We start from the raw sequence: 25,842 nt of genomic DNA on the forward strand, positions 1-25,842 counted from the left end.
CCGGAAAGGGTTAGACAAAAAGCAGGAGCTCCCCAAGCCTAGGCCACAACCTATTTCACCGAACCCTGGTCCGGCGCCTCTTCAGGAGCCCCGTAAGCCGAGGCCATAGGACTGGAGGAATCGGGGGGTCAAATCCCCCATGGTGCAACCTTCGAGGAAATTCACGAAGATTACCCAGACCTCGAACGCAACGATATTCGGCAGGCTCTTGAATATGCCGCGTGGTTGACTCAGGATGAAGTGTCCACCTCATAAGGCTGCCCTATGATGCGCTTCTTGTTACCTCTTGGCTTGAGTGCAATTGTGCATCATGACTTGGAGTGAGACCACCACGAAATGAGTCTTCCGCCATCGTCCAAAAGCTTTGGAATGCAAGACTGGGGTCATTTGGGGCACAGATGACCGATGGCTAAGAAATAGAGTACAGTTTCCGCATCCTTCACGAGGCAATTCATGGCTGAGCGAGTAGCCACTTCCGTTCCCGTTCAAGATTCCATCCGCGAAATGGTGCGGCGGATTGCCGCCCAATTTCACCCCGACAAGATAATTCTATTCGGCTCGCACGCGCGAGGCCAGGCAGGTCCCGACAGCGACGTGGACCTCTTGATCGTCATGCCGGTGAAAGGCTCCAAGCGGCGGAAAGCGACTGAAATCGACGGCGCGCTCGCGGATAGACGAATTCCCCTGGATCTCATCGTGGTGACTCCAGAAGAGTTTGAACGGGCTCGTCATCAGGTCGGGTCGGTCTTACGTCCCGCAGCGCTCGAGGGATTGGTCCTGTATGACCGAGCCGCGTGACGCACTCCAGCAGGTCAGACAGTGGGTTGAAAAGGCAGAACATGATCTGCGAAACGCGGAACACACCCTCACCATCCGCGACGAAGACTGCCCGTTTGACACCGTCTGTTTTCATGCTCAGCAGTGTGTCGAGAAGTATCTGAAGGGCTGGCTTGCTTCTCGGCAGCTCGATGCTCCTCGATCCCATGATCTTGTGGTTTTGCTCAATCTCGCGCTGGCCGCTGGGCCTCGGCCTCAGTCCGCACGACGTGCAACCCCTGAATCGCTACACCATCGAAGCCCGATATCCCGGGGATTGGGACCCGATTGACCGGTCTGAGGCAGAGCAGGCCGTTGCGATGGCTCGCCAGGTACGAGAGTCGGTGCGGAAATTGTTGCCGCGCGAGGTGCTTTGAGGGGACGACGGATGGCTTCTTTGAGACAGCAGTTTTCCAAAGCTTCGAGAAAAAGAAAAAATCGGCTGGGACAGGACTTTCTTTAGTATCGCCCTGGGCGGAGTCCCCACATCAGGGCCTCGAAGAGCCGTTCCACGTCGTCTGCCAAGTCATCGGCGAAGGTCATAGGCGAGGGGCGGCTCCCAAGCACTTCCGCCTGCTCCGGCACCAGCGGCTCGGGCCACGAGACTCGTGAACGGGGCCGGGTGGGGACCAACGGCTCCGGTTCGACGGCCATGGCTCGACGACTCGGGCGCCGGCGATCCAACGACGCATCGTAGGCTTCCCGCCTGTCCGGGTCGGACAGCACCTCGTAGGCTTCCTGAATCGCCTCGAATCGTTCGCGGCTGGGAACGCCGGCGTGGTCGGGGTGGGTTTGCTTGGCCAGCGTGCGGTAGGCGCTCTTGATGCGCGGAAGGGTCTCCGCCCGGGGGACGCCCAGCACGGCGTAGTAGTCTTTCTCCAGCGGCTCATGCATACCTAAAATCCTAGAACCGAGCGTGTCTGAAATCAAGCCGCGTCCGTTCTCCTCCTAGTGGCTTTCTGGGCGTTCATGTACAATGGCGTCACGATGAATGAGCTATCCCGATCCGATCCTCCATCCCGCCGGCCCAGCAAGCTGGGCGAGCGACTGACACAGCAGAAGCTCGATGGGGCTCGGCGGCTCACTCCTGAACAACGCCTGCGGCTGGCGCTGGATCTCTCCGACGCCGCTGTTGCGTTGCGCCACGCGTGTTCCAAGAAGCGTTAATCGAGAGCGTCACCAGGCTGGAAGCGCGGCGTGATCCATCTCACGATCGGACCGTCGCCCGAGGTGGTGCCTCTTCAATTGGTCCTCTTTCCCCCGCGCTGACCGAGCTCATTTTTCATGACGTCGAGCAACTCTCCATCATGGGCCACATGGTGCCGACCGTTTCTTGGCAGGCGCTCGTCGTGCTGAAGCTCTATGCCGGCGGGCCACAAGATCGTCTCGATGCCGAACAGATTCTTCGGACGAAACAGCCTAGCGAGCGTGAGAGAGAGCACTTGAGAGGCATGGCGGATTCTGTCGGCCTTTCCAAAGAATGGCAAGCGTTGGCCGATGTCTTGCGCTGACAGAGTACTTTTCATGGAGCACCGGATGTGCGGCGTGACTGCGGAAGCCGGAGTCCCCGTCAAAGTCCCCGGCTTACCTTTCCCCGTCGCCCATCGCGGTGAATCGAAGCAGTTCTTGTCGTCAAGCCGCGTCGCGCACGGCCTCGAAATCCTCGTCCGAGGGAATAATCTGGCCGGCGGGCGTTCGGTCGAGTCGTGACAGAATCTCTTCCTCACTGGCGTTCGGCCCGGCCGCGATGCGGGCACGCGCGAGCGCGCGCGCCTGGGCCAGCCGGTACACACGCGCCTGCCGGGTCGTCTTCCGGTCCACGGTTTCCTCTCGTGCCTCTGGTTGTTGCCGTGTCATGGTCGTGCTCCTTTCGTGAGACTCGCCACATGAGTACCCATAACAATCCGATCCACTCTTTGTGTAGCTCGGCCAACCCCTGGGTGCCTTCAACGAATTGAGGAGAAGAAAAGGGCAGCTATTCGAAAGGTCTTCGGTAGCTGCGAGGCCAAATAGATTCAGCTTTGCGGTAGGGCAGGCGCGGCGGCTTTCGTACGATCGAGCGTCTGAACAATACCGCCAAGGCCGTGACTGAGAACGCTATTAGAAGCGGAAACCATGAACGGGTCACCTCGGAGGACGGCCCGGCTCCAGTCGCATGATACTCCATTGCCTGCCGGCTTGAGTGCGGCGCTCTCTTACGAAGGAGCGCGAGCTGTGCCCGCCTGCATACCTTGCGATTCGGCGCGGAGTTCGTCTACCGTATCGGCGGTGTCCTGCTGTCTACGTGATCCTGTCGCTGCGTCCCCGATCGTTAGGAGGTTGAGCGATGCTCGGGCAGATATGGGTGGAAGTGGTGGGGGATCTCATCATTGCGCGTGTGCGGGGTGAGCCCACCGAGTCACTTCTCAAAGAGTGCCAGGAGAAAGTCCTGTTTCTCGTCAAGGATGCGCGACGGGGGAAGGTGCTGTACGACACACTGGAAATGGAAGCGCCTCCGGTGGACGTGCCGCTCGCGCAACGGCAACTGGACGCCCAGCTCGGCCCGGTCACACTGCGCCGGGCGGTCGTCGTGCCGAACAGCAAGTTGGCGTACCTGGCCCGCTTGGCCTTCGGCGAAGGCGATTACCGTGTCTTCTATAATGACTTGTCATCCGCCATCAAATGGCTGAGTGAATCGACATTATGAGTGAGAAAAAGGTGGCGCCACGCGTGTTCCAAGAAGCGTTGATTTGAAGCATCACCAGGCGTCGTCTAGTTCTCGGCGACGATGTCCCGGCCCGTGCGGGCCCGCTGCGCTTTGATCGACTCCATGGCCTGGAAGAGTCGTTGCGCCGATTGCCGCCCGATCTCCTGCATGAGTCGGTAGGAGGCGGCGAGGGGTTCGGGCTCCAGCATGTCGGCCGGGCCGGTTCTCTGGTGAGCGGTGCAGGCCTTCATGTCCGCCGGCTCCACGCGCGACGACGGCGGCCGCTGGCCGGCGCGGGTCTGCCAGGCCAGGCCCAGCTTTTCCTCCAGAAAGTCCGTGAGCCAGGCCTGATCCGCCGGGGCCATTTCCTCCACTTCGATCGCAAACTCAAACTGCCGGACCCAGAGGACGGCGGCCCGCTCCACTCGGACCGGGTCTGTTTTGCCCGGGATCTGCAGTTGCAGCGTCAGCCGCATGCCCGGCGAGACGAGCATGGACCCCGCGATGCGCCAGCCGATGTGAGTGACGTCCAGGACGGTTCCTTCGGAAACGAATTCATCGTCGCCGTACACGACGGGCCAGCGGACCGGAAAGCGGCTGTGGCGGCGCATGGGATGGATCCGATTCGTCATGAGAGCTTCCTCCATTTCAACCGTGTGGAAGAAGCCTATCCGGATCGGCGAAATCGGACATTACCCGAAGAGCGTACCCCGAAAGGGGGGAGAGAGGAGGCTGGATTTCACTGTTCCTCCGCGCTAGCCTAGAGCATCCATACCGACAAGCGCTGGAGGTGTTATGACAAACCGAACGCTATTCCTCATCATGGTCGTCACCGCATGCTTCGTTCCCGCTCTCGCGGATGCCGGACGGCAAGCCGGCAAGAAAGGGGCGGTGAAGGAAGTGAAAAGTCTGTCCGAGGCGGAACAGACCAAGCTGGCCTTGAGCGCCGCGCCTTCGCATATCGCCAAGGACGCCGGCGTCATGATCTATGGGCCGGACGGGAAGCTCACGGAAACGAGGAAGAGCCAGAACGGCTTTACTTGTATCCCGACCGTCATGAACCTGCCCGAACCAGATCCCATGTGCATGGATGCGGCCGTCCAGCAATGGATGAGCGATCTCATGAACAACGCCCCGAAGCCCACCAACACGGTGCCCGGTATCGCTTACATGGCGCGCGGGGGCTCGCACTACGAAAAAGACGGTCAGGTCGTCATGTCGAGTGAAGGGGCGAAGGTGGTGTCCGAACCGCCGCACTGGATGGTGATGTGGCCGTTCGAAGCGGCGGCGACCAAGCTGCCGACCAAGCCCAATCCGTCCGGCGTGTACATCATGTTCGAGGGGACGCCATACGCGCACCTAATGGTGTATCAGGACCCCGGCAAGATGAAGTAGCGGTCCGCGATAAGCGGGCGGAGCCGATGGAACGGTTGTTCGCAGAGATGATCCTGCAGAGCGGCGGGCCTTCTTAGGCGCCGGCGTTTTCCGGATGTCGGCCCTCATGGACTTTCCCTCCCGCTTCCCTTCGCGTACGCTGTCGGTATGGCTGTCCAGGACGAGTCTCTCATCCCAACAGTGCCATGAGCCACAACCGTCGTGCTCATGTATCGCTTTAAGTCTATGCAGTAACTAAGAGACGTTCGTTGAAGCGATCCCCGCTCTTTCTCTTCGCCGGCGTACTCCGCCACCGGCGGCGTCTCATCTGAGTGATTCCCGCCACACAGGGGACTTTTTCGTTCGTTCCCGATGCTTCCAGTAGCGAGCGCCGTTCCGGGCGAGCCGCTACCCCGGCGAGTTCATGGCGGTTTTGTCGGATGCCCACAATCGGCCGCGCCCTTCCGTGGGGCATTGATCTTGCGCCTCCTGCCGGCAGCACGATCACCTCTTAATCGGAGGGACTATGAACCCGATGGCAAGCACCCGTCGCCTCTTCGCCTGGAGCATCATCATCGGGATGGCGGCGTGGCTCGCCGCCGCGGGGACGGCCGGGGCCGCCGCCCTGCAATCGCCGATGGAGTCGGTGCGCAGCACCATCGCGCAGGTGATCGGCATTCTCACGAACGAGACGTTGAAACAGCCGGAGCGGATGGCCGAGCGGCGGCGGCGGATCGAGCAGGTGGTCCGCGAACGGGTAAGTTACGAAGAGATGGCGAAACAGGCCTTGGGCGGGCACTGGCTGAATCTGACGCGGCCTGAGCGGCAGGAGTTCGTGGATCTGTTCGTCCAGTTGCTCCGTGACTCGTTCGCCGGCAAGATCGACGCCTATACCGACGAGCAGGTGTTGTACCTCGCCGAGCTGCGGGACGACCGTGTCGCCGAAGTGCGGACGAAGCTCGCCGGACGCAAGATCGACACGCTGGTGGATTTTCGTCTGGCCGACCGCTCGGGCACGTGGCTCGTGTACGACGTCGTCATCGACGGCGCCAGCGTCGTCCGCAACTACCGGGCGCAGTTCGCCGCCATCATCCGGGATGTTTCGTATCCGGGGTTGGTCAAGCGAATGCGAGAAAAAGCCCTCCTTGTAAAAACCTTCGAAACGCCCGTGGCGCCGTAACAGTGGACATTCTCCCCGCAGTTTGATTTCCATCCCCGCGACTCCGGCCGCAGCATCGGCATGCATTCCAAGGTCCGCGTGGGCTTTCTCCAGCGGCCGGGATGCAGGAGAGCCGGTATGCTCAACCAGGGTTCTTCCCAGGCCTGCGCCACGGTCAGGGGGAGCGATAGTAGGGGGCATCACGAAACGGGAGGGTCGTCCGATGAGCATTCAACGAGCCGTGAAGGATTTCATCGCCGGGAGCCGGAGCCTGTATCGGCAGTTGCGCGAAGACGGGGAGGGACTCTCCGACGTCGATCTGGTCGCGTTGCGCGAGCAATTGCACCTGCTCGATGCGGAGGCCGGCGACTTGCAGGACCGCAAGGAGTTCGGTTCCGCCGACGCCCTCTTTCTCTTCGACGGCCGGCGGCCGTCGGCGGCCAAACCCGTGGGCCGCCGGCACCACGGCTGACGCTTGGGAGAGAGCGTCAGCATGGGCCGCGAAAAAATTCTCTCGCCTGCGCGGCGTCTGCTCGTTCTCTGCTGGCTCGCCGGCGTTGCTCTGGCGGGCTCCGCTCCGGCCGGCGCCGGCGAGCCCGGGCCGGGACAATGGTCCGCCGGAGCGGGGCTCGGGTTTGTCGGCAATACGCCCGACGGCGCGGCGGAATTTGCCTTCAACGGCCACGCCGATTACTTTGTCGCCCCGCGGTTTTCCCTCGGTCCGTTGGCGCAGTACGCCGGCGCGGGGAACGATTTTCTGTTCGGCCTGTCGGCGCAAGCCAGGTATTGGTGGGACATCTCCGGGTTCGACCGTCCGGCGAAGCTCATCCTCCAAGGCGGCCTCGGTTTCGTCCGCGCCGGCATCAAGGATACCGACAGCGGCGTGGCGAACACGTATGGGTCGTTCTTGATGCCGATCGGTGTCGGGATCGACTATGCCGTGACGCCCCGCTTGGCGCTCACGGCCGATTTCCTGCTCAACTTCACGTCGCTCGGCGAAACCGTCCGGATCGGAGGGCGGGAAGTCGATCTCCACACGAACGTGATGTCGGCATTCTACCTGGGCGTCCGCTTCTAATACAGGTCAGATCAGCCGCCCGATCAACCGAACCACTGGAGGGTTTTATCCCGTCGCCAAGAACAATTTGTAGGGGCTCCGGGTCGGGACAAGGAGATAAAGATTGCTGGAGGTGCGCATCCGGCGGCGTAATACGATAAGCCTCAAATTAGCCGCCGGATCAACCGAAGGTTGGTATGGAGCTGGCGAGAGGAATCGAACCTCCAACCGGTGGTTTACAAAACCACTGCTCTGCCGATTGAGCTACGCCAGCCTGCAAGAAGTTTCGCATAGTCACAGCACGCAATCAACGGATGGCACGTTAGATGCGGCTGTAGATGGCGTGCGGATTGGGAAGAGGCTGTGGAGCAAGAGAGCTAGCCGGCATCGAGCGCGAGGGCAATGGCGACACGCCCGTCTTCGGCCTTGGCATCCACGTTGACATCCTGCACGTAGATCCGTTCCGGGGGGATCCCTTCGCGGACCACGAGATAGTCCTCGATCTGTCTAGCCCGTTCCCGCCCCAGATCCCGGATCTCGTCGTCGTCCACCGCAATGCCTTGAAGCAACCGATCCTTGAGCGCCTCCGGCGGGGCGGCCTCCCGCGCGGGCACCTTGCCGTACCTTTTGGCGTACATCGTTCGAATAAGGTCCGCCTCTTCGGCGTCGGTTAACTGCACCGCGCCGGAATCCTCTTGCGGCGGCGTGCTTCGTGGCCCTGCGGCTTTCATCGAGATCAGCTCACGGGTGAGCTTCCGGTTGGCGAGAGCGATCCGATCGGCTTCGGCATCCGCGGCGCCCGCGACTTCGAGCCGAAGCTCGGGGCGCTCGTGCAGGGCTTTCGCGAGTGCCGCGAGGTGCTTCTCGCCGGCCGGCGTCAGCGCTTTATCGCCGACTGGAAACGGCACCGCGCTCAACTCATCGTCATCTCCCCCCACGAGCCTCGCCACGGTCTGGAACGGCGCCATGGCGGCTTTTTTCACCACGTTCATGAGCGCACCGACCAACACTCGGCCGTACTGAAACTCGGGATCCTGCAGGTTACCGCGCACGGGGAGATCGATGTGGATTACGCCGTTCCGGTCCTTCAGCAACGCCACCGCCAGTTTCACCGGGAGTGAGGTGGCATCCGGACTCTCCACCTTGTCACCGAGGGTCAGCTGTTCGAGAACCACCTTGTTTTCCGCTTCGAGCGTGCTCTTGGAGAACTGGTACTGAAGGTCTACCGACGCCTTTCCCTGTTTGATGGCATACCCCGCGAACCGCATGGCATAGGGCGACAGCACGGTCAGGTCGACGTTTTTGAATCGCACGGAGACATCTGTAAAAGGGTCGTCGCTCAAGGGATTGATCCTGCCGTCAATAGACACAGGCGCATGGCGGCCGACATTCCCGCGCAGGCGGACGGCGGCTCGAGCCAGCGTCTGTGAAGAAAGCCCTGTGATGCCGCCACGGAGGCCTTCGATCCCTGTGTCGATACTCGGCTCGACCGAATAGTCGGCAAAATGGGCCGATCCATCGATCAGGCGCACGGCTTCCACCTGAATCGGGACAAGTCCCTGTCCCGGGGCGGCGGGCGCCACTCGAGTGCCGCCTTCGGAAGCGACGGAGTCGGCGCGCGTCATGATCTGCGAGACATTCGTAGTCCGATCCTGTCCGATGATGAATCGGAGATACGGCCGTTGCGCGACGACCTCCGCGATACCGATGTGCATCGGCTTCACGTCGACCTGTAAGCCGCGTACGTGCAACGCGTCCCATTTCAAGAAGTCCTGTTCTAACTGCCGGTCCTTGGTTCGGAGCTCCGTCACGCTGGCCTGTCCGGTAAAACGAATGACGGGCCTCTGGTCGGTCTCGCTCCGATACGACACATGGCCATCGAGTGTGGCGGCGCCGCTTTCGACGGAGAGCCGGGCCAGCTGATCCACATACGGCTGAAAGCCGGGAAGCTGAAGATGTGACACCTGGACATCCATGTCGGCCGTCAGCGGCGCGGGCACGACGCTGCCTGCCGCCGTGACCATGCCCTTGTCATTAACCCGGACAGAGAGGGCGACGGCAGCCTTGGCACCCGGCTCGTTGCTCAGGTTCCGAGCGGTGAAGCTCACCGGCTCGAACTCGACACGCACCGGCGGAAGCGTCTGACGATCTTCGAGCGCCAGGCTGTAGTTTTCGATGGAGACGCTGCCGATCGTCACACTCCATGAGGGCGTTCGAGGCGGTGCTTCCGCCTCTGCCATGCTCACAGGCGCTGCGTTCTGGGCACTGGCAAAGAGCTCTTGAACGTTGACTCGCCGCTGCTCATCGATCCATCCGATGACGTGCGCATCGCGGGAACGGAGCGAGGCGAATCCTACACGTCGTGTGCCGAGATCTCCCTCGATCCCGGTCACTTCGAATAGCGGCACGGTGACGAGGGGGAGCGGATCGTCTTTTTCAGTCAGCCTCAAACCCGCCACCGTCATGGTGCCCCCGGTAAGCGAGGCCCGGAGAGCAGAGCCGTCCCACCCCACGTCGTAGTCGGCGCTCACATCGAGGATTCCGTCTGCAATTTCGAACCTCACGGCGTCCTGCACGTACTCCCACAAGGAGCGCATGCCGAGCTTGGCGATCCGCAGCGTACCGGTGGACTGCATGGGTGTGAAGTGGACAGAGCCCTCCCACTCGATCCGCTCGCCCGGGCCCATCTCTCCGGCGAGGCGCAGGGTATTGGGACTGTTTGCCACCGTACTGAAGTTCCGCAGCGTCACGGTCACCGGGACAAGGTCCGCCGCGAAAGGCGTCGGCCTCGATTCGTCGTGGAATTCCACGATGCCTTGATCGATATGCAAACGCTCGATGAAAAGACTGGGCAGGCTGCGGGACTCGGGCACCGGCGCGGGCGTTTCCCGCCCGCTGTCTGAAGGAACAGAAGCGGGGAATAATTCAAGGAGATTGACCCGGCCCGCTTGGTCCACCCTGAGGACGACAAAGGGGTAGCGCAGCGTGATGGCGGAGAAGGTTGGCGCCCAGTTGATGACCGACATCAGCTCCGCATTGACGTACAGTTCCTCGAATCCGAGCAATGCGTGCGCATCGTCGCCCCACACGGCGAGATCGCGGATGGTGAGTGACAGCGTGAAGGGGTTGAGTCCGACCTCTTTCACCGTGACCGGATGGCGGAGCCGTTCACTGAGGGTGGAGTCGAGGTAAGCACGGAAAATGGGCGGGGCGATGAGAAACCCAACGAGCGCGTACAGCACGAGGCAGGCCGCGAGGATTAGCGTCCACTTGGCGGCTCTGGCGGTGCCGGGAGTGAAGTGCTGAGGTCCTTGAGAATCCGAATGGGGTTCGGCTTTGACCTGTATCGGCCGGAACTCCGGCTTCTCCAGCCTCCTCGGTATCATCGCAGGTCCCCTTGCCGATCATAGCCCCGAGCGCGTAGGTGATCTACTGTACCGAACCCTGGCCCTGACTCTCGCGGAGAGGACACGGTAGCAAGGAGAGTCTTGCGAGTCGTCCTGGGCCTGATCCCTCGCAAGGAGGCGGTTACCTGGCGACCACCCTACACCGGGCGCTCAAGCTGAAAATAATTATTCTCCAGTACATACAGCGGCCTACGCTGTGGAAGGCTTCCGACCGCTTTGACACGCCGTCCGGTCGCGTGTACGGTGTGCAGAGCAACTACGCCACGCCGACTGTCCCATCTCTCGCGCTGCCGACCTGTTACACCGCGCGCCAGATTCCCCAGTCTCCGCCGCGTCGCCCCTCACGCGATTGAGTCCTACGTCCGTCGAACGTCAGGCATGCCGGGTCCATCGTGTTGTAGTAGACCGCGGCATGAAAGGCTTTTGCGGCGCAGGAGACTCGGAAAGGATCATCCATGGAACAGCAGGCAATCCTCGGTACCAAGAACGCAAAGGGCTCGCCGACGAAGGCATTCGGGTCGGCCTGGTGAAGATCAAGACGCTGCGGCCCTGGCCGGAAGAGGAGCTGCGCGAAGCGACCAAGCACGCCGCGCACATCATCGTGCCCGAGTTCAACGTCATCGGCTGGATGGCGCGTGAAATCAAAGCCACCATCCCGCGCAGTGAACGGGTGGTCGCGGGGCCGCGCGTCTGCGGCGGCATGACGATGCCTCCCGAAATTATCGTGGAGGAGATCAAGAAGACGATCGGGCTGCGATCCGGCGTGCTGGCCGGACGAGGCAGTTGAAGCGCCGGCAAGCCCGGTCGTGCGCGCACACATCGACAATCTTCAGCGCCGCAGGCGCGGCGCATAATGAGAGAAAGCGAGGGATCGGATGAGCCTAAACTATGTGAAGTTCACGCCCGGGTTCGACCGGTTTATGCCGAAAGAATACCAGGACATGGTCAAGCAGGGTCCGTTTGGAAAGAAAACGACGGTGTCCCAGATGGGCACGTTCAAGGAGATTCTTGAGGAGCATCCGATGTGCGCCGGCTGCGCCATGACGCTGTTTATCCGGTTGGCCATCATCGCATTCCCCAATCCTGAAGACACGATTACGGTCGGCACGGCCGGCTGCGGGCGGCTCGCGATCTCACAAGCGGCGATTCCGTTCGTCTATGGGAACTATGGCGACCAGAACGGCGTGGCGAGCGGACTGTCGCGCGGCCTCCGCATCCGGTTCGGCGACCAACCGAAGGATGTGGTGGTCATGGCGGGCGACGGCGGCACCGCCGACATCGGATTCCAGCAGGTGCTCCATTCGTGGTTCCGCAAGGAACGGTTCACCACCATCATGCTGGACAACGAAGTGTACGGGAATACGGGCGGGCAGGAGAGCGGCATGACGACGAAAGGCGCGGTGCTCAAGATGGCTCCGCTCGGCAAGAAATTCGAAAAGATGGACATGGTCGCCATGGCGAAGCTGGCCGGCTGCGCTTATGTCGCCACGGTTGTGCCGAACAATCCACGGCGCGTAGAGAGCGTCATCAAGAAAGCGGTGCTGATCGCGCGCGAAGTGGGACCGACCTACATCCAGGCTTATACGTCTTGCAATATCGAATATGCCATTGCGACCGACAAGGTCATGGAAGACGCCAAGGCGGTGGAAGATGACCGCTACAAATTCCAGGAGTATGTGAGCGAGGACGCCAAGCAGTATTTGGCCGAGCGCTACGGGTATCGGGAGTTTCTCCCGAAGCCGGCTTCGAGCGGGGTAAAGGCGTAGCCAGGCCGAGCCGTATGTGCCGGCGGATTGGAGACCGGATGAAGCGCCGCGGGCCCGCGAGGAGCGGGCTGTTCCTGCTGACGGTGGTGTCGCTCGCATGCGCAAAGCCGGGCGACGTCACGCAGGCCTGGCTCGGCCATGGCGCAGGTGAACTGGCCAATGTGTGGGGGCAAGCGGGCGAAGCGTCGCTCATCCGGGGGGCGCATCATGATCATCCAATGACGACACCGGCGGATGTGGTGAGATTCCGGAGGAGAACGGCGCTCCCTGCGCACGGTTCCGGACCTGTCACGGAAAGGAGTCGCCGGGAGGATCGAACACTCACTTGCAATGATCGACGGACATCATTATCCTAGGCCGTCTTTTCGCTGGGTTCCTAGGCACGGATGAGTCACGCCCACATCTTAGTCATCGACGACGATCCGGCCGTTCGGGACATCCTTCAGGAAACCCTCGCCCAGGAAGGATACAGCGTCTCGCTTGCCGTCGACGGCGCGACGGGGCTCCAGCTCGCCAAAGATCAGCCCGTCCAGATCGCCCTCACGGACTATCAGCTGCCGGACATCGACGGCCTGGACATCATCGATCGCCTGGCGCGGCTCGACGCCAAGATCATTCCCATCATGATGACGGGCTTCGGCACGATTCAAACCGCCGTCCGCGCGATGAAGGCGGGCGCGTTCGATTTCATCACGAAACCCTTCGACCCCGACACCGTCGCCGTCGTCGTGCGGAAGGCGGTGGAGTTCCACCGGCTCCGCCAGGAAAACCATCTGCTGCGCAAAGCGGTGCGCGAGCAGTATCAGCTGGAACAATTGGTCGGCACCAGCGAGCCCATGCGCCAGGTGCTCGACTTCGTGCGCAAGGTCGCGGACAGCGACAGCACCGTGATGATCCAGGGCGAGAGCGGCACCGGCAAGGAACTGGTCGCGCGGATGCTGCACTTCAACAGTCTGCGCAAGGACCGCCCGCTGGTGCCGGTCAATTGCGGAGCGATTCCCGAAACGCTGCTCGAATCGGAGCTCTTCGGCCATGAGAAGGGCGCGTTCACCGGCGCCACCCACACCCGCATGGGCCGGTTCGAGGTGGCGAACGGCGGCACGATCTTCCTCGACGAGATCGGGGAGATGAGCCTGCCGCTGCAAGTGAAGCTGCTCCGGGTCCTCCAGGAACGCGAGTTCGAACGGGTGGGCGGGAACCGGACGATTCACGTGGACGTCCGCATCGTGGCCGCGACGAATCAGGATCTGGAAAAGCTGGTGGAGGAGAAGCGCTTCCGGCAGGATCTGTTCTATCGGCTCAACGTGATTCCCATCGTCATTCCGCCGTTGCGCGAGCGCCGCAGCGATATTCCGCTCCTGATCGACCACTTTCTGGCCCGCTTCAACCGATCCAAACAGACGAACGTGACCGGGCTCGAGCCCGAGACGCTGCGCCTGCTGACGGACTACGACTGGCCGGGCAACATCCGTGAATTGGAAAACATGGTCGAGCGCCTGGTCGTCTTGAAAAAGCAGGGCGTGCTGGCGGCGAGCGACCTGCCCGAAAAAATTTACCGGAAGCCGGCCGCCGCGCCGGAGTTGAAAGAACAGTTCATCCGTTTCAGCGAGGACGGCATCAACCTCTCCAGAGAAGTCGAACAATACGAACATCAACTCATCGTCGAGGCGCTGCGCAAGGCCAACGGCGTCACGACCAGGGCGGCGCAGCTGCTCCACCTGAACCGCACCACGCTGGTGGAAAAGCTCAAGCGGAAGGGCGTCGATCCGAAATCCCACGCCGAGGGCCTGCCGAATTGATCCCTGCCCACGTCAAAGGCTTGACGGCTGGGCGGATTCCCTGACGGGCATTCTGACGCCGCAGCGGGCTCCGGTTCCCACCGGGCGAAATTTTCCCGGCTTTCAGCAGAATTGTCCTCTCCCGGCAAGGGGGCATGGTCTTTGCTGACCGGCAAGGGCTGTGAATCGCCGTGCCGTACGATATGCGCTGCTGATCCTCTGCTGGCTCGCCGTTCCTCCGTTGGCGGCGGGACAGCCAGCGCCGCGCCCGGCGGCAGAGAAACCGGCCCAGCCGAACGCGCCGGACCGCGGCTCTGCCGCGCAGCAGGCTGAACCGCCCGAACCGCCCGGTCCGCCGTTGCCCGATGAGGGCCCGCGCGGCGAGGGCCAGCCGCAGGGCATCGACGGCCTCGCGTGGCAGGAAGGCCACGCGGCCTACGCCAAAGGAATGTGGGCGGACGCACGCCGCTCCTTCGAAACCATCGTCAAACAGTATCCCAACAGCCCGCTCCTCCCGTCGGCGCAGGCCTTTCTCATCGAATTGGCGCTCCGCGGCGACCGCACCAGTCAGGGGCGCACCGACGCCATTCACGCCTACAAAGCGCTGCTGAGAACTCATCCGCAGTCGCAGAACGCGCGCCGCGCCGCCTGGCGGATCGCGGACCTGTATCTGGAGCAAGGGCTGCTGCACGAAGCGCAGGCCGCCTATGAACAGGCGATGGCCAAATCGCTGCACTTGCCCTATGACGGTAATCGTGCCCTCCTGGGCCTGGGCTCCGCCTTCATGGCCATGCGCAAGTGGAACGACGCGGAGCATGCCTTCGTCACGCTCCGGAAACGCGCCGATCATGACGCGCTGTCGCAGCGCGCGACGATCGGGCTGGCCCATGCGCTCTATCGCCAGCGCCGCGCGTCGGAGGCGCAGGCCTTTTACGACGTGGCCTACCGCCGGTGGACGAAACTCTTCCGGCTCGACCCGCTCGCCATGCAGCGGTTCGCCGTCACGCTCGCGGCGCTGCATCACGACGCCTCCGCGCGGGACATCATGGTGCAGTTCTACAATCTCTATCCGCGCCACGAGTTCGCGCCGGCGGCCCTCCTGCACGCGGGCGACAGCCTGGCGGCCGGTTCTCATCCGGCGCTCGCCGAATTCTTTTATGCGCTGCTTCCGTCCCTCTATCGCGACACGCCGCAGGAGACGATCGCGCGGATGCGCCTCGCGACCTTGCGCGCGGACCGCATCAAACCGGCCGGAGACAATTCGGTCGAATTGACCGTCGCGGCCATGATGCATCAGGCGCCCGTCCCCGACCAAACCGACGCGGCGTTTCGCGCCACGCTCCAGGCGATCGCCATTCAGCATGCCGAGGACCCGACCGGCACCGAAGCCCTCTTCCATCTCGGCCGGTATTACGAAAAGGCCGACGACATGGGCCGTGCGTTGATGATGTACAAGGAAGCGGCGCTGCGCAGCGGCCGTGCGGACGATCCCTGGCCGCTCAAGGCCTCCGAGCGGCTGGCGACGATCCTGAAGCCCTGGATGGAAGCGGCGTTGAAATCCCGCGACGATCTGACCGTCGTGACCCTCTTTCACCGGCACGGCCCGATCGCCGACCAATTGTACGCGCAGTCGCCGCTTTTGCTCGACATCGCCGAGGCCCATCGCCGCCTGGGATTTTCACTCGAGGCCGTCCGGTTGTATCAGCACTTGATCAAAACCACGAAGAACCCGGCCGTCGTGGAGCCGACGTTGGTGGGACTGGGCCGCACCTACCTGGATCAGCAGGACCCGCAGGCGGCGCGCAAAGTGCTGGAGCGCTACCGGTTCCAGTTTCCGGGCGGGCCGCACGACACCGACGTGTTGCGCCTGCTCGTCGATGCGTTGAAACGGCAGCGCGACTGGCAAGGGTTGCTCCTGCTCTCCCGCCATTGGTTGCAGCATCACCCGCAACATCCGGAGCGCCCGCGCATGTACATCAATCTGGCCGAGACCCTCGGGCAACTGGAGCAATTTGAAGAGTCGGCGCTGGCTTATCAGGAGGCGTTGAAGGCCGGCGCGACCCAGACCGCCGACGTGCTCCTGGCCTATGCCGACCAGTTGTCCCGGCTGGACCGCCACGAGCAGGCGATCGCGGCGTACCAGGCCGCGCTCGACAAAAAGCCGACGGCCCGGCAGGCGGAATGGGTGCATCTCCAGACCGCCAAACATTGGCAGGCCTTGAAGCAATACGATCGCGCCACCGTGGCGCTGGCGGAAGTCGGCGCCACCGACGACCAGCTCATCAATCGGTATTCATCGTCCTTGAAGGGCAGCGTGCAGTCCGCGCGCCGCCCGGCGGGTGAGGAGGGGCTATGACGACAGCGACGTGGGATGCCGGTGAACGGGCCTTGCTGCAAGCGGCGTTTGAGAGCTTCGACGAGGCCGCCCACACGCTGCAGCAATCCTACAGCACGCTGACCGCGCGCGTGGAGCAAATGGATCTCGAGCTGGCGCAGAGCAACGAGGCCCTGCGGCGCCAGCTCCACGTCAACGAGGCCATGCGCAGACATCTGGACGGCATTCTGGAATCGCTCTCCACCGGCGTCCTGGTTCTGGACGGCGCCGGCGTCGTCACCCGCGCCAACGGTGCGGCCGCCGCTTTCTTGGGCGCCGGACACGCCGGCGATCTGCAGGGTCGCCCGGCGGAGGACGTCTTGCGGGCCGCCGGATTGACGTCGTCCGACCGGCCGCAGCGGATCGGATCCAGAGTCGTGACGATCACCGGCGCGCCGCTCACGGCGGAGGCGGGCGGCGCGTCGGGGAGCCTCGTGCTGCTGCACGACGTCACCCGCGTCTGCCTGCTGGAAGAGCAACTGCGGCGCCGCGAGCGGCTGGCGGCGATGGGGGAGATGATCGGCCGCATCGCCCACGAAATCCGCAATCCGCTCGGCAGCGTCGAACTCTTCGCCTCGATGGTGAGGCGGGATTCGGCCGACCGTCCCTCCGTGCAGCGATACGCCGAACAGATTTCCCAGTCCGTGCACGCGATGGACCGCCTCTTGGCCAACCTCCTCCTCTATACCAGGCCCGATCGCGCCCCGCGCGCCTGGCATCACGCGGAGCAACTGATCCTCGACTCGCTGACCTTGGCGGCCCACGCCATCGCGAAAGCCCCGGTCGATATCCGCTTGGATCTCGATCCGCGCATCCCTTTGATCTGGTGCCACGAGGGTCAGATGAAACAGGTGTGCCTGAATCTCATCGTCAACGCCGTGCAAGCCATGCCGGCCGGAGGCCGGTTGACCGTCAGCCTCACGAACGAAGCGGAATCGGCGCTCGGCGTGCCGGCCGTTCGCCTGACGGTGGCCGACACCGGCGACGGAATCGATCCTTCCCATCGCTCGCGGATCTTCGATCCATTTTTCACGACCAAGGACGAAGGCACCGGCCTCGGCCTGGCGATCGTCCATGCCATCGTCGAAGCCCACCAGGGGCACATCGACGTCGACAGCGCGCCGGGCCGCGGCACCACGTTCACCCTCGTCTTGCCCCATCCGGCTCCGCTTCGCGCGCTTCCGCCGGCCGCCGTCCAAACGTGTGTCTGCGTCGAGGAGTCGGCCCAATGAACGACCGCGACATCGAGAACCTCACCGGGGAGACACAGGACAGCGCCGAGCGGGTGCTCATCGTCGACGATGACCCATCGATGAGGACCGCGCTCATGGAATCCGTCCGCCGCCTCGGCTACGAGGTGCAGGGCGCGATCGACGGAGCCGACGCGCTGGAACGGATCGGCCGGTTTCGTCCCTGGCTCGTGCTGACGGATTTGAAAATGCCGCGCATGACCGGCTTGGACGCCATCAAGGAGATGAAGGCCCGCGCGCCGCAGACCCTCATCGTGCTGATGACGGCGTACGGCACCGTCGAGACGGCCGTCGAGGCGATGAAGCAGGGAGCCAGCGAATATCTGCTGAAGCCCTTTTCGATGGATCTTCTCGAACGGGTGATTGCGAACCTCAAAGAAGGGCGCGAGAGCGGCGTCCCCCAGCCGGCCGGCATCCCGGAGCAGCGCGCCATCCTCACGCAGGACCCGGGCATGGCGAGGCTGCTGAGCACCATCGAAGGGGTCGCGGCCAGCCAGGCGACCGTCTTGATCCACGGGGAAAGCGGCACCGGCAAGGAGTTGCTGGCCCGCTTCATTCACAGCCGCAGCCCGCGCGCGCACCGGCCGTTCATCGCGGTGAATTGCGCCGCCTTGCCGGACGGGCTCTTGGAGAGCGAGCTGTTCGGCCACGAACGCGGCGCCTTTACCGGCGCGCTCATCAGAAAGATCGGCAAATTCGAAATGGCCCATACCGGCACGTTGTTGCTGGACGAAATCAGCGAAATGAATCTGGGGTTGCAGGCCAAGCTCCTGCGCGTGCTGCAGGAGCGGGAAGTGGACCGGGTCGGCGGCCGCGAGCCGGTGCCGGTCAACATTCGCGTGATCGCCACCACCAACCGCACGCTCTACCGGGAAGTCGAGCAGGGGCGCTTCCGCGAAGACCTCTACTATCGCTTGAACGTCTTTCCGATCACGGTGCCGCCGCTGCGTGAGCGCCCGGTCGATATTCCGCTGCTGGCGCGGCATTTCGCGGCGCAGTCCGCCGCGCGCAACGGCCTCCCGCAGCCGGCGCTGTCCGAGGGCGCGATCGCCCATTTGCAGCGGCTGCCGTGGAAGGGCAACGTGCGCGAGTTGGAGAACGTCATGGAGCGGGCCGTGCTGCTGGCGGGCCATGGGCCGATCCTCTCCGAACATTGTCCGACGGAAGCACGGGGAGAGGCGCCGCCACTCCCGGCTCCCATGGCGCCGGTCGCTGCGCCGTCGAACGGGTCCCTCTGGGAAATGGAGCGCGAGCTGATCTTTAAGACGCTCGCCCGGGTGAAGGACAACCGCACCCATGCAGCCAAAGAGCTGGGCATCAGCATCAGGACCCTGCGGAACAAGCTGCGCGAATATCGTGAGGCGGCGCCGCCCATGCCGGCGAGCCATCCCTAGGGGGGGCGGTAAAGATTGCCGGGCGGCATTCGATGCCGGGTGATCGGCAGCCAGACAGCTTTGAGTCGGAAAGCATTGAGGTTCTGATGTACTCACCGACGTCCTGCTCAACGCTGGACAGCGGCATCGACGTTGCACCGACTTATGAGCTTGCCCGAGCGGCAGAAACGAAAGGACTGGGCATGACGATCTTCGATCGAACCATGCAGTTGTTGCAACGGAGCCTGGATCTCCGCAGCGCCCGCCAGCGGGTCATCGCGTCCAATTTGGCGAACGAGGAAACCCCCGGCTATCGGGCCAACGAGCTCACGTTCATGGAGCAATTGCAGTCGGCGCACAAGGGGCGGCTTCCGGTGGCCCTCGCGGTGACGCAGTCCCGTCACATCGGCCCGCGCGGGCCGCAAGGCTACCAGGCCGTGGCCGGCAAGTTGAGCGAAGTACCGGCCGGAGATTTGCCGCTGGACGCCAACTCGGTCAACCTCGAGCTAGAGATGGCGAAGTTGTCGGACAACGCCATGCAGTACAACGCCGCCGCGTCGATCACGGCCATCCGGTTTCGGCAATTGCTGAACGCGATCCGGGATGCGAGGTAAACAACTCAAAGCCGTCAGCTATCAGCCATCTGCGGTCGGCTCGGGCCGACCGCTGACAGCTCAATGAGGAGGTCATTATGGAGATCACTGACAGTTTGGCCGTGTCCGTCTCCGGTCTCGACGCGCAGCGGCGGCGGCTCAACGTCATTGCGAGCAATCTGGCGAACGCCCAATCGACGAAGACGCCCAGCGGCGGTCCGTACAAACGCCGCGACGTGGTCTTCCGCTCGGCGCCGGTTCCGAACGCCTTTCAACGGATGTTTCGCCAAGTCGCGATCGGTCCGACGGCGCACGCGCTGGAAGGCGTGTCGGTCGCCAAAGTGGTCGAAGATCAGAAGCCGGGCCAATTGGTCTACGATCCGCACCATCCCGACGCCGACCAGAAAGGCTTCGTCCGGCTGCCCAACGTGAACGTGATGGAAGAGATGGTCAATATGATCGGCGCGTCGCGCGCCTACGAAGCGAACGTGCAGGCCATCAACGCGACCCGCGCCATGTGGAACAAGGCGCTGGAGATCGGGAGGTAAGCATGAGTCAGATTCACGCGATTACTCAGGCGGCGCGCGCCATTCCGGATGTCGCCCCCGCGCCGCAGGGAACGCCGGACTCCGGCGGATTCATGGATCAACTCAAATCCGCCATCGGCAAGGCCAACGACGTCCAGATGCAAGCCAGCCAGGCGGTGGACGCCCTGATGACGGGCCAGACGCAGGATCTGCACCGCACCATGGTGGCGCTCCAGGAGGCGGACGTGTCCTTCCAGCTCATGATGCAGATCCGCAACAAGCTGGTGACGGCGTACGAAGAAATTCAACGGATGCAGATCTGACAGGCGAGACAGCCGGGATAAATCACCGCCATGTTCTCCAAATTCTCGATCAACCAACGGATGATCATCCTCATCGCCCTGGCCGGCTCGGTCGCGGGCCTGATCGCTGTGGCGCTCTGGACCCAGCAGCCCGACATGCAGGTGCTGTTCACCAATTTGAACGGCGAGGACGCGGCGGCGATCATCGACAAGCTGAAAGAGACGAAGGTGCCCTATGAGACCACCGGCGGCGGCTCCACCGTGCTGGTCCCGAGCGCGCAGGTGCATGACCTGCGACTCCAGCTCGCCACGCAGGGTCTGCCGCACGGCGGGGGAGTCGGCTATGAGATTTTCGACCGGACCTCGATCGGCATGTCCGAATTCGTGCAAAAGCTGAATTACCGCCGCGCGCTGCAGGGCGAACTGGCCCGGACGATTGCGCAGATGCCGGAAGTCGAGCGGGCGCGCGTGCATCTTGCGATTCCGGAGCGCCGCCTCTTCGCCAACGAGCAGGACCGGGCCCGCGCCTCCGTCATCCTGTCGCTGCGCAACGGGCAACTGTTGACGAAAGCCCAGGTGCAGGGCGTCGTCCATCTCGTGGCCAGCAGCGTGGAGGGGCTCCAGACCCGCGACGTCACCGTGGTGGACGGGCACGGCAACATGCTGTCGTCCACCGCCGCGGCGGATGAGACGGCCGGCTTGACCAACACGCAGTTGGAATATCAACGGGCGATCGAAAAGGACATTGAAACGCGGATTCAGACCATGCTGGAGCGGATCGTCGGCCTGAACAAGGCCGTCGTCCGCGTGTCGAGCGTGGTCGATTTCAGAAAGGTCGAGACGACCGAAGAGCGCTACGATCCGAACGGCCAGGTGGTGCGGAGCGAACAGCGCGGCCAGGAGAAATCCAACGGCGTGAACGGCGTGAGCGGCGGCGTGCCGGGCGTGCAGTCCAACGTGCCGCCGGGCACCGATCTGGAGCCGGCGCAGACCAGCTCCAGCAACAGCGCGACGAAAAACGAAACGGTCAACTACGAAATCAGCCGCACCGTGTCCCGCATCGTGGAGCCGATCGGGACCATCAAAAAGCTTTCCGTCGCCGTGCTGGTCGACGGTCTCTACGAGCCGGCGAAGGCCGCGGAGGCCGGCGCGACGGCCGGAGAGCCGGCCAAGAAGTACGTTCCACGCTCCGAAGAGGACATGAAGCGGATCGAAGAGATCGTGAAGAAAGCCATGGGCTACAACGCCGAACGGCAGGATCAGGTGCAGGTGGTGAACGTGCAATTCGGATTCGGGCCGGAGGAGCCCCAAACCGCCGCGGTCGAGGCGGTTGCCGAAGAGTCCAAGCCCTGGGTTCCGTACCTGCGCTACGCCGTCGGGGCGCTGTTGTTCCTGATGATTCTGCTCTTCGTCGTCCGGCCGCTGATCGCCATGCTCGGGGCTACGGCGGCCGCTCCGGAAATGGCGGCCGACGCGCCCGCATTGCCGGCCTCCGTCGGAGCCGTCGAGGCGTCCCTCGCCACCGGACCGGACCGCGCCCAGATCATCGATTTGGCGCGGAAGAATCCCGACACCACCGCCGTAGTCGTCAAGCAGTGGCTGAAAGGCGCGTAGGGGCGGCGGCATGGCCAAGCAACTCACGGGCGAACAAAAGGCGGCGATTCTCCTGCGGGCCATCGGCGAAGACGCGGCCGCGCAAGTGATGCGGCAGCTGGATCCGAAGGAAATCAAGAAGCTCGGCAGCTTCATGAACGGCACGGCGCAAATCTCCAAAGAAGAAGAGGATCTGGTCATTACCGATTTCAAGACGGCCAGCGCCTCGGGGGAAGTGCAATTCCAAGCCAAGGATTTCATCCGCACGATCCTCACGAAGGCCCTGGGTCCCGAGAAGGCGGCGCGCATCATCGAATCGATGTCGCGCAAGACCTATCCGGGCCTCGAAGCGTTGAAATGGGTCGACGTCAAATCGATCTCGCAATTGCTGAAAGTCGAGCACCCGCAGACCGTGGCGGTGGTGCTGGCCCATCTCGAAAGCGAGCAGGCCGGGCAGGTGTTGGCCTCTCTGCCGGAATCCATGCGGGCCGACGTCGCCCTGCGCCTCGCCACCATGGAAGACGTGCAGCCGGACGTGCTGGAAGAGCTCAGTCAAACATTGCAAGAGGCGCTCTTGGCGAGCAAAGGTCTGGGGGCGCAGAGCATCGGCGGAGCCGAGGTGATGGCGGACATTCTGACCCGCATGGACAAGGCCAACGAGGGCAGCATCATGGCCAAGATCGCGGAGAAGAGCCAACCCTTGGCCGACGCGATCCGCGCCCTGATGTTCGTCTTCGACGATCTCATCAAGCTCGACGACCGCGGCATGCAGGAATTGATGAAGGAGATCAGCAAGGACGATCTCCCGCTGGCCTTGCGCGGCGCGAATCCCGACGTGCAGGCCAAGTTCTTCAAGAACATGTCGAGCCGCGCGGCGGACATGCTCAAGGACGACATGGAGTCGAAAGGCCCCGTCAAGGTGTCCGACGTGGAAAAGGCGCAGCAGAACATTTTGAAGGTCTGCCGGAAGCTGGAAGAGGAAGGCCGCATCGTCGTCGCCGGCGCCGGAGAGGAGATGCTCTGATGGCGGCGGGAACGAGCGTGCAGGCGCCGGCCGCCGGGATCCGCCGGACCGCGCCCCGCCTGCCGGGCTCGATCGTGGCGGTGGACGACGACGAGATCATCCGCCGGCTGCTGCTCGAATTGTTCGCGCCGGAAGGCGTGCCCATCCGCCTCGCAGGATCGGCGCGCGAGGCCGTCGCGCTCATCACCCAGTCGGCGCCCGCGCTGCTCATTGTGGACGTGGCGCTGCCGGACGGCGACGGCGTCGCGGTGCTGGAGGAGGCGCAGCGGATCGACCCGCGGATCATCGGCGTGGTGATGACCGGCTCGCCCAGCGTCGAGCTGGCCGTGCGCGCCATGAAGGCCGGCGCGAGCGATTTCCTCATGAAGCCCGTGCAGAACGACGTGCTGCTGGCGACCGCGCGGCGGCTGCTGGAGCTGCACCGTCTGCGGGCCGAGGCCACGGTCGTGAAACAGGCGGCGGTGCGGTCCGGCGCGGTGCGGCTCCAGAGCCTGCCGCTCCAGACCTTCGGCGAGGACGGAACCCTGCGCGGGGAAGACGGGCTGACCGAGTTCGAGCGCGGGCTCCTCGAAGGGGAGCGGCGGGTGGAGGAACAACGGCGTCGGGAGCGCGCTCTGTTTGCCGACGCCGTGCGCCGGCTGGACGCCGCGCGCAGCGGACTGCAGCAGGCGATGGAGGAGGAGGTCGTCGCGCTGGCCTTTCAGATCGCCGGCAAAGTGCTGCGCGACGCGGCGCTGGAATCCAAGGAGCAGATCGTCGTCCAGGCCAAGGCTGCGGTCGCCGCGATCAAAGACTCCGGCTCGGTGACGATTCACGTCCATCCGGCCGACGCGCCGGCCCTCGAAGCGGCCCAATCCGAGGTGGCGGGGCAGCGTGACGTGGCCGTCACGCTGCGCATCGTGCCCGTCGCGTCGGCGCCGCGCGGCACCTGCGTCGTCCAGACGGAGAACCGGCTGATCGACGCCTCGCTGGACACGCAACTGCTGCGGCTGGGCGAAGCGTTGAAGGAAAGGAACCGCCGTGAAGCTCGGTGACGTGCTGGACGCCGTCGATCCGCTCGCGATTTCGGGACGCGTGGCCCAGGCGGTCGGCTTGGTGATCGAAGGCTACGGCCCCATGCGGACGGTCGGCGAGGTGTGCCAGATTTCCCGGGAAGACGGAGGCGGCAGCATTCCGGCGGAAGTCGTCGGCTTCCGCGGCGAACGCGTGCTGCTGATGCCGCTCGGCGAGATGCAGGGGATCGGCCCGGGCAGCCGCATTACCATGACGGGCCAGGTGGCGCATCTTCCCGTGGGGCCGGGTTTGCTGGGCCGCGTGCTGAACGGATTGGGAGAACCGCTGGACGAGCTGGGACCCGTCCGTGCCACGGGCCGGTATCCGCTGTACACCGCGCCGCCCAATCCGCTCCATCGCGCGCGCATCACGATGCCGCTGGATCTGGGCATCCGCGCCATCAACGGATTCCTGACGTGCGGGCAAGGGCAGAAGATGGGCATCTTCGCCGGCTCCGGCGTGGGGAAAAGCGTGCTGCTCGGGATGATCAGCCGCTATACGCAGGCCGACGTCAACGTCATCGCCCTGATCGGGGAGCGCGGCCGCGAAGTGAAAGAATTTCTGGAACGCGACGTCGGGCCCGCCGCTCTGCAGCGGTCGGTCGTCGTCGTCGCCACGTCGGATCAGGCGCCCCTCGTCCGGCTGCGGGCCTCCTTGGTCGCGACGGCGATCGCCGAGTATTTCCGCGACGCCGGCAAGCAGGTGCTCTTGCTGATGGATTCGCTCACCCGCTTGGCCTACAGCCAGCGGGAAGTGGGGCTCGCCATCGGCGAACCGCCGACGACGAAAGGCTATACGCCGTCGGTCTTCGCCATGCTGCCGAAGCTGTTGGAGCGCGTCGGCACCGGACCCGGCGCCGGGACCATCACCGGCCTCTACACGGTCCTGGTCGACGGGGACGACCTCAGCGATCCGATTGCGGATACGGCGCGGTCGATCCTCGACGGCCACATCGTGCTGTCCCGCGCGCTCGCGGCCCGCAACCATTTTCCGGCCATCGATCTGCTCCAGAGCACCAGCCGGGTCATGCGGGATATCGTGGGACGCGATCACGACCGGGCCGCGAGGGCCGTCCTCGAATTGATCGCGCGCTATCGGCAATCGGAGGATCTCGTGCTGCTCGGCGCCTACAAGCAGGGCATGAACCAGACGCTCGACCGGGCCGTGCAGGCGCAGGACGCGATCAACGCCTATTTGCGCCAGGATCTCGAGCAGGCGGCGCCGTTCGCCGCGTCGGTGCAGGGCCTGGCCGCGCTGGCCGCGCAATCGGCATGAGCCTCGAAGCGCTGCGCGCCTTGCGCGCACGAGCGGAGGAAGCCCTGACGATGGAGCTGGCCCGCATCGCGCATGAGCTGATCGACATGGAAGCACGGTGTGAAGCACTGGAGGCGGCGCGCGACACCGACGCCGCGGCCTATCGCATAGCGGTCGAGCGGGGGCTCGCGGTCGAAGCCGCTCTGGAATGGCATGCGCGTCTCGACGCGCACGAGGCGGCGCTCGCACAAACCCGTCAGGCCGTGCACCGGCTGCGCGCCTCGTGGAGCGGCGTTCAGGGGCAGCTGGTGGAAGCGAGCGTCGAACGAAAGATTCTGGATCGGCTGGCCGAACGGCGGCGCCGGGAGCGCCGGTTCGACGCCGACCGCCGCATCCAGCAGGCGTTGGATGACATCGCGCAGCACCGGCGTCGTGAACGGGGAACGGACGGATGAG

The 25,842-nt window shown here is 63.9% G+C and carries 29 protein-coding genes and 1 tRNA gene; 25 read left to right on the forward strand and 5 right to left on the reverse strand.

Annotated features, from left to right (window positions below; genetic code table 11):
• Positions 1 to 132: 132 nt before the first annotated feature.
• The 4 genes from NITMOv2_RS24990 to NITMOv2_RS25000 all read left to right on the forward strand — a co-directional run bounded on the left by NITMOv2_RS24990 (position 133) and on the right by NITMOv2_RS25000 (position 1,193).
• Entirely contained in the window at positions 133 to 255 is a 123-nt protein-coding gene (locus tag NITMOv2_RS24990) for a DUF433 domain-containing protein (protein WP_420799896.1), read from the forward strand.
• Between the two features lie 198 nt (positions 256 to 453).
• Positions 454 to 798: a nucleotidyltransferase domain-containing protein gene (locus tag NITMOv2_RS08710; protein ID WP_202967335.1), complete on the forward strand. Its 345-nt coding sequence runs from the start codon at positions 454 to 456 to the stop codon at positions 796 to 798.
• Positions 782 to 1,108, forward strand: a complete 327-nt coding sequence (locus NITMOv2_RS24995; protein ID WP_083447880.1) for a HEPN domain-containing protein — start codon at positions 782 to 784, stop codon at positions 1,106 to 1,108. The genes NITMOv2_RS08710 and NITMOv2_RS24995 overlap by 17 nt, the downstream gene beginning before the upstream one ends.
• Complete coding sequence (locus tag NITMOv2_RS25000; protein ID WP_187299412.1) at positions 1,047 to 1,193, forward strand: HEPN domain-containing protein; 147 nt, start codon at positions 1,047 to 1,049, stop codon at positions 1,191 to 1,193. The genes NITMOv2_RS24995 and NITMOv2_RS25000 overlap by 62 nt, the downstream gene beginning before the upstream one ends.
• Positions 1,194 to 1,275: 82 nt before the next feature.
• On the opposite strand, the gene NITMOv2_RS24650 is transcribed toward NITMOv2_RS25000, so the two are convergent.
• Entirely contained in the window at positions 1,276 to 1,710 is a 435-nt protein-coding gene (locus NITMOv2_RS24650) for a J domain-containing protein (RefSeq protein WP_053379499.1), read from the reverse strand.
• 93 nt (positions 1,711 to 1,803) lie between these two features.
• On the opposite strand from NITMOv2_RS24650, the gene NITMOv2_RS23410 reads away from it, so the two are divergent.
• Both NITMOv2_RS23410 and NITMOv2_RS23415 read left to right on the forward strand, forming a co-directional pair.
• Positions 1,804 to 1,983, forward strand: coding sequence for a hypothetical protein (locus tag NITMOv2_RS23410; RefSeq protein ID WP_145976241.1), 180 nt, complete (start codon positions 1,804 to 1,806; stop codon positions 1,981 to 1,983).
• On the forward strand, positions 1,965 to 2,327 hold the full coding sequence (locus NITMOv2_RS23415; protein ID WP_145976242.1) for a hypothetical protein: 363 nt from the start codon (positions 1,965 to 1,967) through the stop codon (positions 2,325 to 2,327). Before NITMOv2_RS23410 ends, NITMOv2_RS23415 begins: the two co-directional genes overlap by 19 nt.
• A 121-nt stretch (positions 2,328 to 2,448) precedes the next feature.
• Here NITMOv2_RS23415 and NITMOv2_RS08730 read toward each other — a convergent pair whose 3' ends face one another.
• The gene (locus NITMOv2_RS08730) at positions 2,449 to 2,673 is read right to left on the reverse strand and encodes a hypothetical protein (protein WP_053379501.1); all 225 of its coding nucleotides are present in this window, start codon (positions 2,671 to 2,673) and stop codon (positions 2,449 to 2,451) included.
• A gap of 469 nt (positions 2,674 to 3,142) precedes the next feature.
• Between NITMOv2_RS08730 and NITMOv2_RS08735 the strand changes: the two genes are divergently transcribed.
• Positions 3,143 to 3,502, forward strand: a complete 360-nt coding sequence (locus tag NITMOv2_RS08735; RefSeq protein WP_053379502.1) for a hypothetical protein — start codon at positions 3,143 to 3,145, stop codon at positions 3,500 to 3,502.
• A gap of 65 nt (positions 3,503 to 3,567) precedes the next feature.
• Here NITMOv2_RS08735 and NITMOv2_RS08740 read toward each other — a convergent pair whose 3' ends face one another.
• A complete protein-coding gene (locus tag NITMOv2_RS08740) occupies positions 3,568 to 4,134 on the reverse strand; it encodes a PilZ domain-containing protein (protein WP_053379503.1) in 567 nt (188 codons plus the stop codon).
• A 163-nt stretch (positions 4,135 to 4,297) separates the two neighbouring features.
• On the opposite strand from NITMOv2_RS08740, the gene NITMOv2_RS08745 reads away from it, so the two are divergent.
• The 4 genes from NITMOv2_RS08745 to NITMOv2_RS08760 all read left to right on the forward strand — a co-directional run bounded on the left by NITMOv2_RS08745 (position 4,298) and on the right by NITMOv2_RS08760 (position 7,113).
• A complete protein-coding gene (locus NITMOv2_RS08745; RefSeq protein ID WP_053379504.1) occupies positions 4,298 to 4,897 on the forward strand; it encodes a hypothetical protein in 600 nt (199 codons plus the stop codon).
• A 505-nt stretch (positions 4,898 to 5,402) separates the two neighbouring features.
• A complete protein-coding gene (locus tag NITMOv2_RS08750) occupies positions 5,403 to 6,056 on the forward strand; it encodes a Tgt2/MlaC family protein (protein WP_053379505.1) in 654 nt (217 codons plus the stop codon).
• A gap of 202 nt (positions 6,057 to 6,258) precedes the next feature.
• Positions 6,259 to 6,507 carry a hypothetical protein gene (locus NITMOv2_RS08755; RefSeq protein ID WP_053379506.1) on the forward strand — a complete coding sequence of 83 codons (249 nt, stop codon included), beginning with the start codon at positions 6,259 to 6,261 and terminating at the stop codon, positions 6,505 to 6,507.
• Between the two features lie 21 nt (positions 6,508 to 6,528).
• Positions 6,529 to 7,113: an outer membrane beta-barrel protein gene (locus NITMOv2_RS08760; protein ID WP_053379507.1), complete on the forward strand. Its 585-nt coding sequence runs from the start codon at positions 6,529 to 6,531 to the stop codon at positions 7,111 to 7,113.
• 177 nt (positions 7,114 to 7,290) lie between these two features.
• On the opposite strand, the gene NITMOv2_RS08765 is transcribed toward NITMOv2_RS08760, so the two are convergent.
• Together NITMOv2_RS08765 and NITMOv2_RS08770 are read right to left on the reverse strand one after the other, a co-directional pair.
• Positions 7,291 to 7,366, reverse strand: a tRNA-Thr gene (locus tag NITMOv2_RS08765).
• Between the two features lie 103 nt (positions 7,367 to 7,469).
• Positions 7,470 to 10,478 carry a DUF748 domain-containing protein gene (locus NITMOv2_RS08770; RefSeq protein WP_053379508.1) on the reverse strand — a complete coding sequence of 1,003 codons (3,009 nt, stop codon included), beginning with the start codon at positions 10,476 to 10,478 and terminating at the stop codon, positions 7,470 to 7,472.
• A 433-nt stretch (positions 10,479 to 10,911) separates the two neighbouring features.
• Between NITMOv2_RS08770 and NITMOv2_RS08775 the strand changes: the two genes are divergently transcribed.
• The 14 genes from NITMOv2_RS08775 to NITMOv2_RS08840 all read left to right on the forward strand — a co-directional run bounded on the left by NITMOv2_RS08775 (position 10,912) and on the right by NITMOv2_RS08840 (position 25,841).
• Positions 10,912 to 11,286, forward strand: a complete 375-nt coding sequence (locus tag NITMOv2_RS08775; RefSeq protein WP_053379509.1) for a hypothetical protein — start codon at positions 10,912 to 10,914, stop codon at positions 11,284 to 11,286.
• An 88-nt stretch (positions 11,287 to 11,374) separates the two neighbouring features.
• Positions 11,375 to 12,265, forward strand: coding sequence for a thiamine pyrophosphate-dependent enzyme (locus NITMOv2_RS08780; RefSeq protein WP_053379510.1), 891 nt, complete (start codon positions 11,375 to 11,377; stop codon positions 12,263 to 12,265).
• A 386-nt stretch (positions 12,266 to 12,651) separates the two neighbouring features.
• On the forward strand, positions 12,652 to 14,064 hold the full coding sequence (locus NITMOv2_RS08785) for a sigma-54-dependent transcriptional regulator (protein ID WP_053379511.1): 1,413 nt from the start codon (positions 12,652 to 12,654) through the stop codon (positions 14,062 to 14,064).
• A 160-nt stretch (positions 14,065 to 14,224) separates the two neighbouring features.
• Entirely contained in the window at positions 14,225 to 16,399 is a 2,175-nt protein-coding gene (locus tag NITMOv2_RS08790) for a tol-pal system YbgF family protein (RefSeq protein WP_053379512.1), read from the forward strand.
• Positions 16,396 to 17,649, forward strand: a complete 1,254-nt coding sequence (locus NITMOv2_RS08795) for a two-component system sensor histidine kinase NtrB (protein WP_053379513.1) — start codon at positions 16,396 to 16,398, stop codon at positions 17,647 to 17,649. The genes NITMOv2_RS08790 and NITMOv2_RS08795 overlap by 4 nt, the downstream gene beginning before the upstream one ends.
• Complete coding sequence (locus NITMOv2_RS08800) at positions 17,646 to 19,061, forward strand: sigma-54-dependent transcriptional regulator (protein ID WP_053379514.1); 1,416 nt, start codon at positions 17,646 to 17,648, stop codon at positions 19,059 to 19,061. The genes NITMOv2_RS08795 and NITMOv2_RS08800 overlap by 4 nt, the downstream gene beginning before the upstream one ends.
• Before the next feature lie 86 nt (positions 19,062 to 19,147).
• Entirely contained in the window at positions 19,148 to 19,654 is a 507-nt protein-coding gene (flgB, locus tag NITMOv2_RS08805) for a flagellar basal body rod protein FlgB (RefSeq protein ID WP_187299413.1), read from the forward strand.
• Between the two features lie 77 nt (positions 19,655 to 19,731).
• Entirely contained in the window at positions 19,732 to 20,181 is a 450-nt protein-coding gene (flgC, locus tag NITMOv2_RS08810) for a flagellar basal body rod protein FlgC (protein ID WP_053379516.1), read from the forward strand.
• Positions 20,182 to 20,183: 2 nt separating this feature from the next.
• Complete coding sequence (fliE, locus tag NITMOv2_RS08815) at positions 20,184 to 20,483, forward strand: flagellar hook-basal body complex protein FliE (RefSeq protein WP_053379517.1); 300 nt, start codon at positions 20,184 to 20,186, stop codon at positions 20,481 to 20,483.
• A gap of 30 nt (positions 20,484 to 20,513) precedes the next feature.
• A complete protein-coding gene (gene fliF / locus NITMOv2_RS08820; protein ID WP_053379518.1) occupies positions 20,514 to 22,076 on the forward strand; it encodes a flagellar basal-body MS-ring/collar protein FliF in 1,563 nt (520 codons plus the stop codon).
• 10 nt (positions 22,077 to 22,086) lie between these two features.
• Positions 22,087 to 23,079 carry a flagellar motor switch protein FliG gene (fliG, locus tag NITMOv2_RS08825; protein ID WP_053379519.1) on the forward strand — a complete coding sequence of 331 codons (993 nt, stop codon included), beginning with the start codon at positions 22,087 to 22,089 and terminating at the stop codon, positions 23,077 to 23,079.
• The gene (locus NITMOv2_RS08830; RefSeq protein ID WP_053379520.1) at positions 23,079 to 24,113 is read left to right on the forward strand and encodes a response regulator; all 1,035 of its coding nucleotides are present in this window, start codon (positions 23,079 to 23,081) and stop codon (positions 24,111 to 24,113) included. The genes fliG and NITMOv2_RS08830 overlap by 1 nt, the downstream gene beginning before the upstream one ends.
• Entirely contained in the window at positions 24,100 to 25,407 is a 1,308-nt protein-coding gene (locus NITMOv2_RS08835) for a FliI/YscN family ATPase (protein ID WP_053379521.1), read from the forward strand. Before NITMOv2_RS08830 ends, NITMOv2_RS08835 begins: the two co-directional genes overlap by 14 nt.
• Complete coding sequence (locus tag NITMOv2_RS08840; RefSeq protein WP_053379522.1) at positions 25,404 to 25,841, forward strand: flagellar FliJ family protein; 438 nt, start codon at positions 25,404 to 25,406, stop codon at positions 25,839 to 25,841. The genes NITMOv2_RS08835 and NITMOv2_RS08840 overlap by 4 nt, the downstream gene beginning before the upstream one ends.
• Position 25,842: the final 1 nt, after the last annotated feature.

The organism is Nitrospira moscoviensis (genome assembly GCF_001273775.1).
Classification (GTDB): Bacteria; Nitrospirota; Nitrospiria; order Nitrospirales; family Nitrospiraceae; genus Nitrospira_D; species Nitrospira_D moscoviensis.

Bases quoted from the DNA above. Each gene is read 5' to 3' on its own strand.
- NITMOv2_RS08710 (WP_202967335.1), top strand. From the start codon at position 454: ATGGCTGAGCGAGTAGCCACTTCCGTTCCCGTTCAAGATTCCATCCGC.
- NITMOv2_RS24995 (WP_083447880.1), top strand. From the start codon at position 782: ATGACCGAGCCGCGTGACGCACTCCAGCAGGTCAGACAGTGGGTTGAA.
- NITMOv2_RS24650 (WP_053379499.1), bottom strand. From the start codon at position 1,710: ATGCATGAGCCGCTGGAGAAAGACTACTACGCCGTGCTGGGCGTCCCC.
- NITMOv2_RS23410 (WP_145976241.1), top strand. From the start codon at position 1,804: ATGAATGAGCTATCCCGATCCGATCCTCCATCCCGCCGGCCCAGCAAG.
- NITMOv2_RS08730 (WP_053379501.1), bottom strand. From the start codon at position 2,673: ATGACACGGCAACAACCAGAGGCACGAGAGGAAACCGTGGACCGGAAG.
- NITMOv2_RS08735 (WP_053379502.1), top strand. From the start codon at position 3,143: ATGCTCGGGCAGATATGGGTGGAAGTGGTGGGGGATCTCATCATTGCG.
- NITMOv2_RS08740 (WP_053379503.1), bottom strand. From the start codon at position 4,134: ATGACGAATCGGATCCATCCCATGCGCCGCCACAGCCGCTTTCCGGTC.
- NITMOv2_RS08745 (WP_053379504.1), top strand. From the start codon at position 4,298: ATGACAAACCGAACGCTATTCCTCATCATGGTCGTCACCGCATGCTTC.
- NITMOv2_RS08750 (WP_053379505.1), top strand. From the start codon at position 5,403: ATGAACCCGATGGCAAGCACCCGTCGCCTCTTCGCCTGGAGCATCATC.
- NITMOv2_RS08755 (WP_053379506.1), top strand. From the start codon at position 6,259: ATGAGCATTCAACGAGCCGTGAAGGATTTCATCGCCGGGAGCCGGAGC.
- NITMOv2_RS08760 (WP_053379507.1), top strand. From the start codon at position 6,529: ATGGGCCGCGAAAAAATTCTCTCGCCTGCGCGGCGTCTGCTCGTTCTC.
- NITMOv2_RS08770 (WP_053379508.1), bottom strand. From the start codon at position 10,478: ATGATACCGAGGAGGCTGGAGAAGCCGGAGTTCCGGCCGATACAGGTC.
- NITMOv2_RS08775 (WP_053379509.1), top strand. From the start codon at position 10,912: ATGAAAGGCTTTTGCGGCGCAGGAGACTCGGAAAGGATCATCCATGGA.
- NITMOv2_RS08780 (WP_053379510.1), top strand. From the start codon at position 11,375: ATGAGCCTAAACTATGTGAAGTTCACGCCCGGGTTCGACCGGTTTATG.
- NITMOv2_RS08785 (WP_053379511.1), top strand. From the start codon at position 12,652: ATGAGTCACGCCCACATCTTAGTCATCGACGACGATCCGGCCGTTCGG.
- NITMOv2_RS08795 (WP_053379513.1), top strand. From the start codon at position 16,396: ATGACGACAGCGACGTGGGATGCCGGTGAACGGGCCTTGCTGCAAGCG.
- NITMOv2_RS08800 (WP_053379514.1), top strand. From the start codon at position 17,646: ATGAACGACCGCGACATCGAGAACCTCACCGGGGAGACACAGGACAGC.
- flgB (WP_187299413.1), top strand. From the start codon at position 19,148: ATGTACTCACCGACGTCCTGCTCAACGCTGGACAGCGGCATCGACGTT.
- flgC (WP_053379516.1), top strand. From the start codon at position 19,732: ATGGAGATCACTGACAGTTTGGCCGTGTCCGTCTCCGGTCTCGACGCG.
- fliE (WP_053379517.1), top strand. From the start codon at position 20,184: ATGAGTCAGATTCACGCGATTACTCAGGCGGCGCGCGCCATTCCGGAT.
- fliF (WP_053379518.1), top strand. From the start codon at position 20,514: ATGTTCTCCAAATTCTCGATCAACCAACGGATGATCATCCTCATCGCC.
- fliG (WP_053379519.1), top strand. From the start codon at position 22,087: ATGGCCAAGCAACTCACGGGCGAACAAAAGGCGGCGATTCTCCTGCGG.
- NITMOv2_RS08830 (WP_053379520.1), top strand. From the start codon at position 23,079: ATGGCGGCGGGAACGAGCGTGCAGGCGCCGGCCGCCGGGATCCGCCGG.
- NITMOv2_RS08840 (WP_053379522.1), top strand. From the start codon at position 25,404: ATGAGCCTCGAAGCGCTGCGCGCCTTGCGCGCACGAGCGGAGGAAGCC.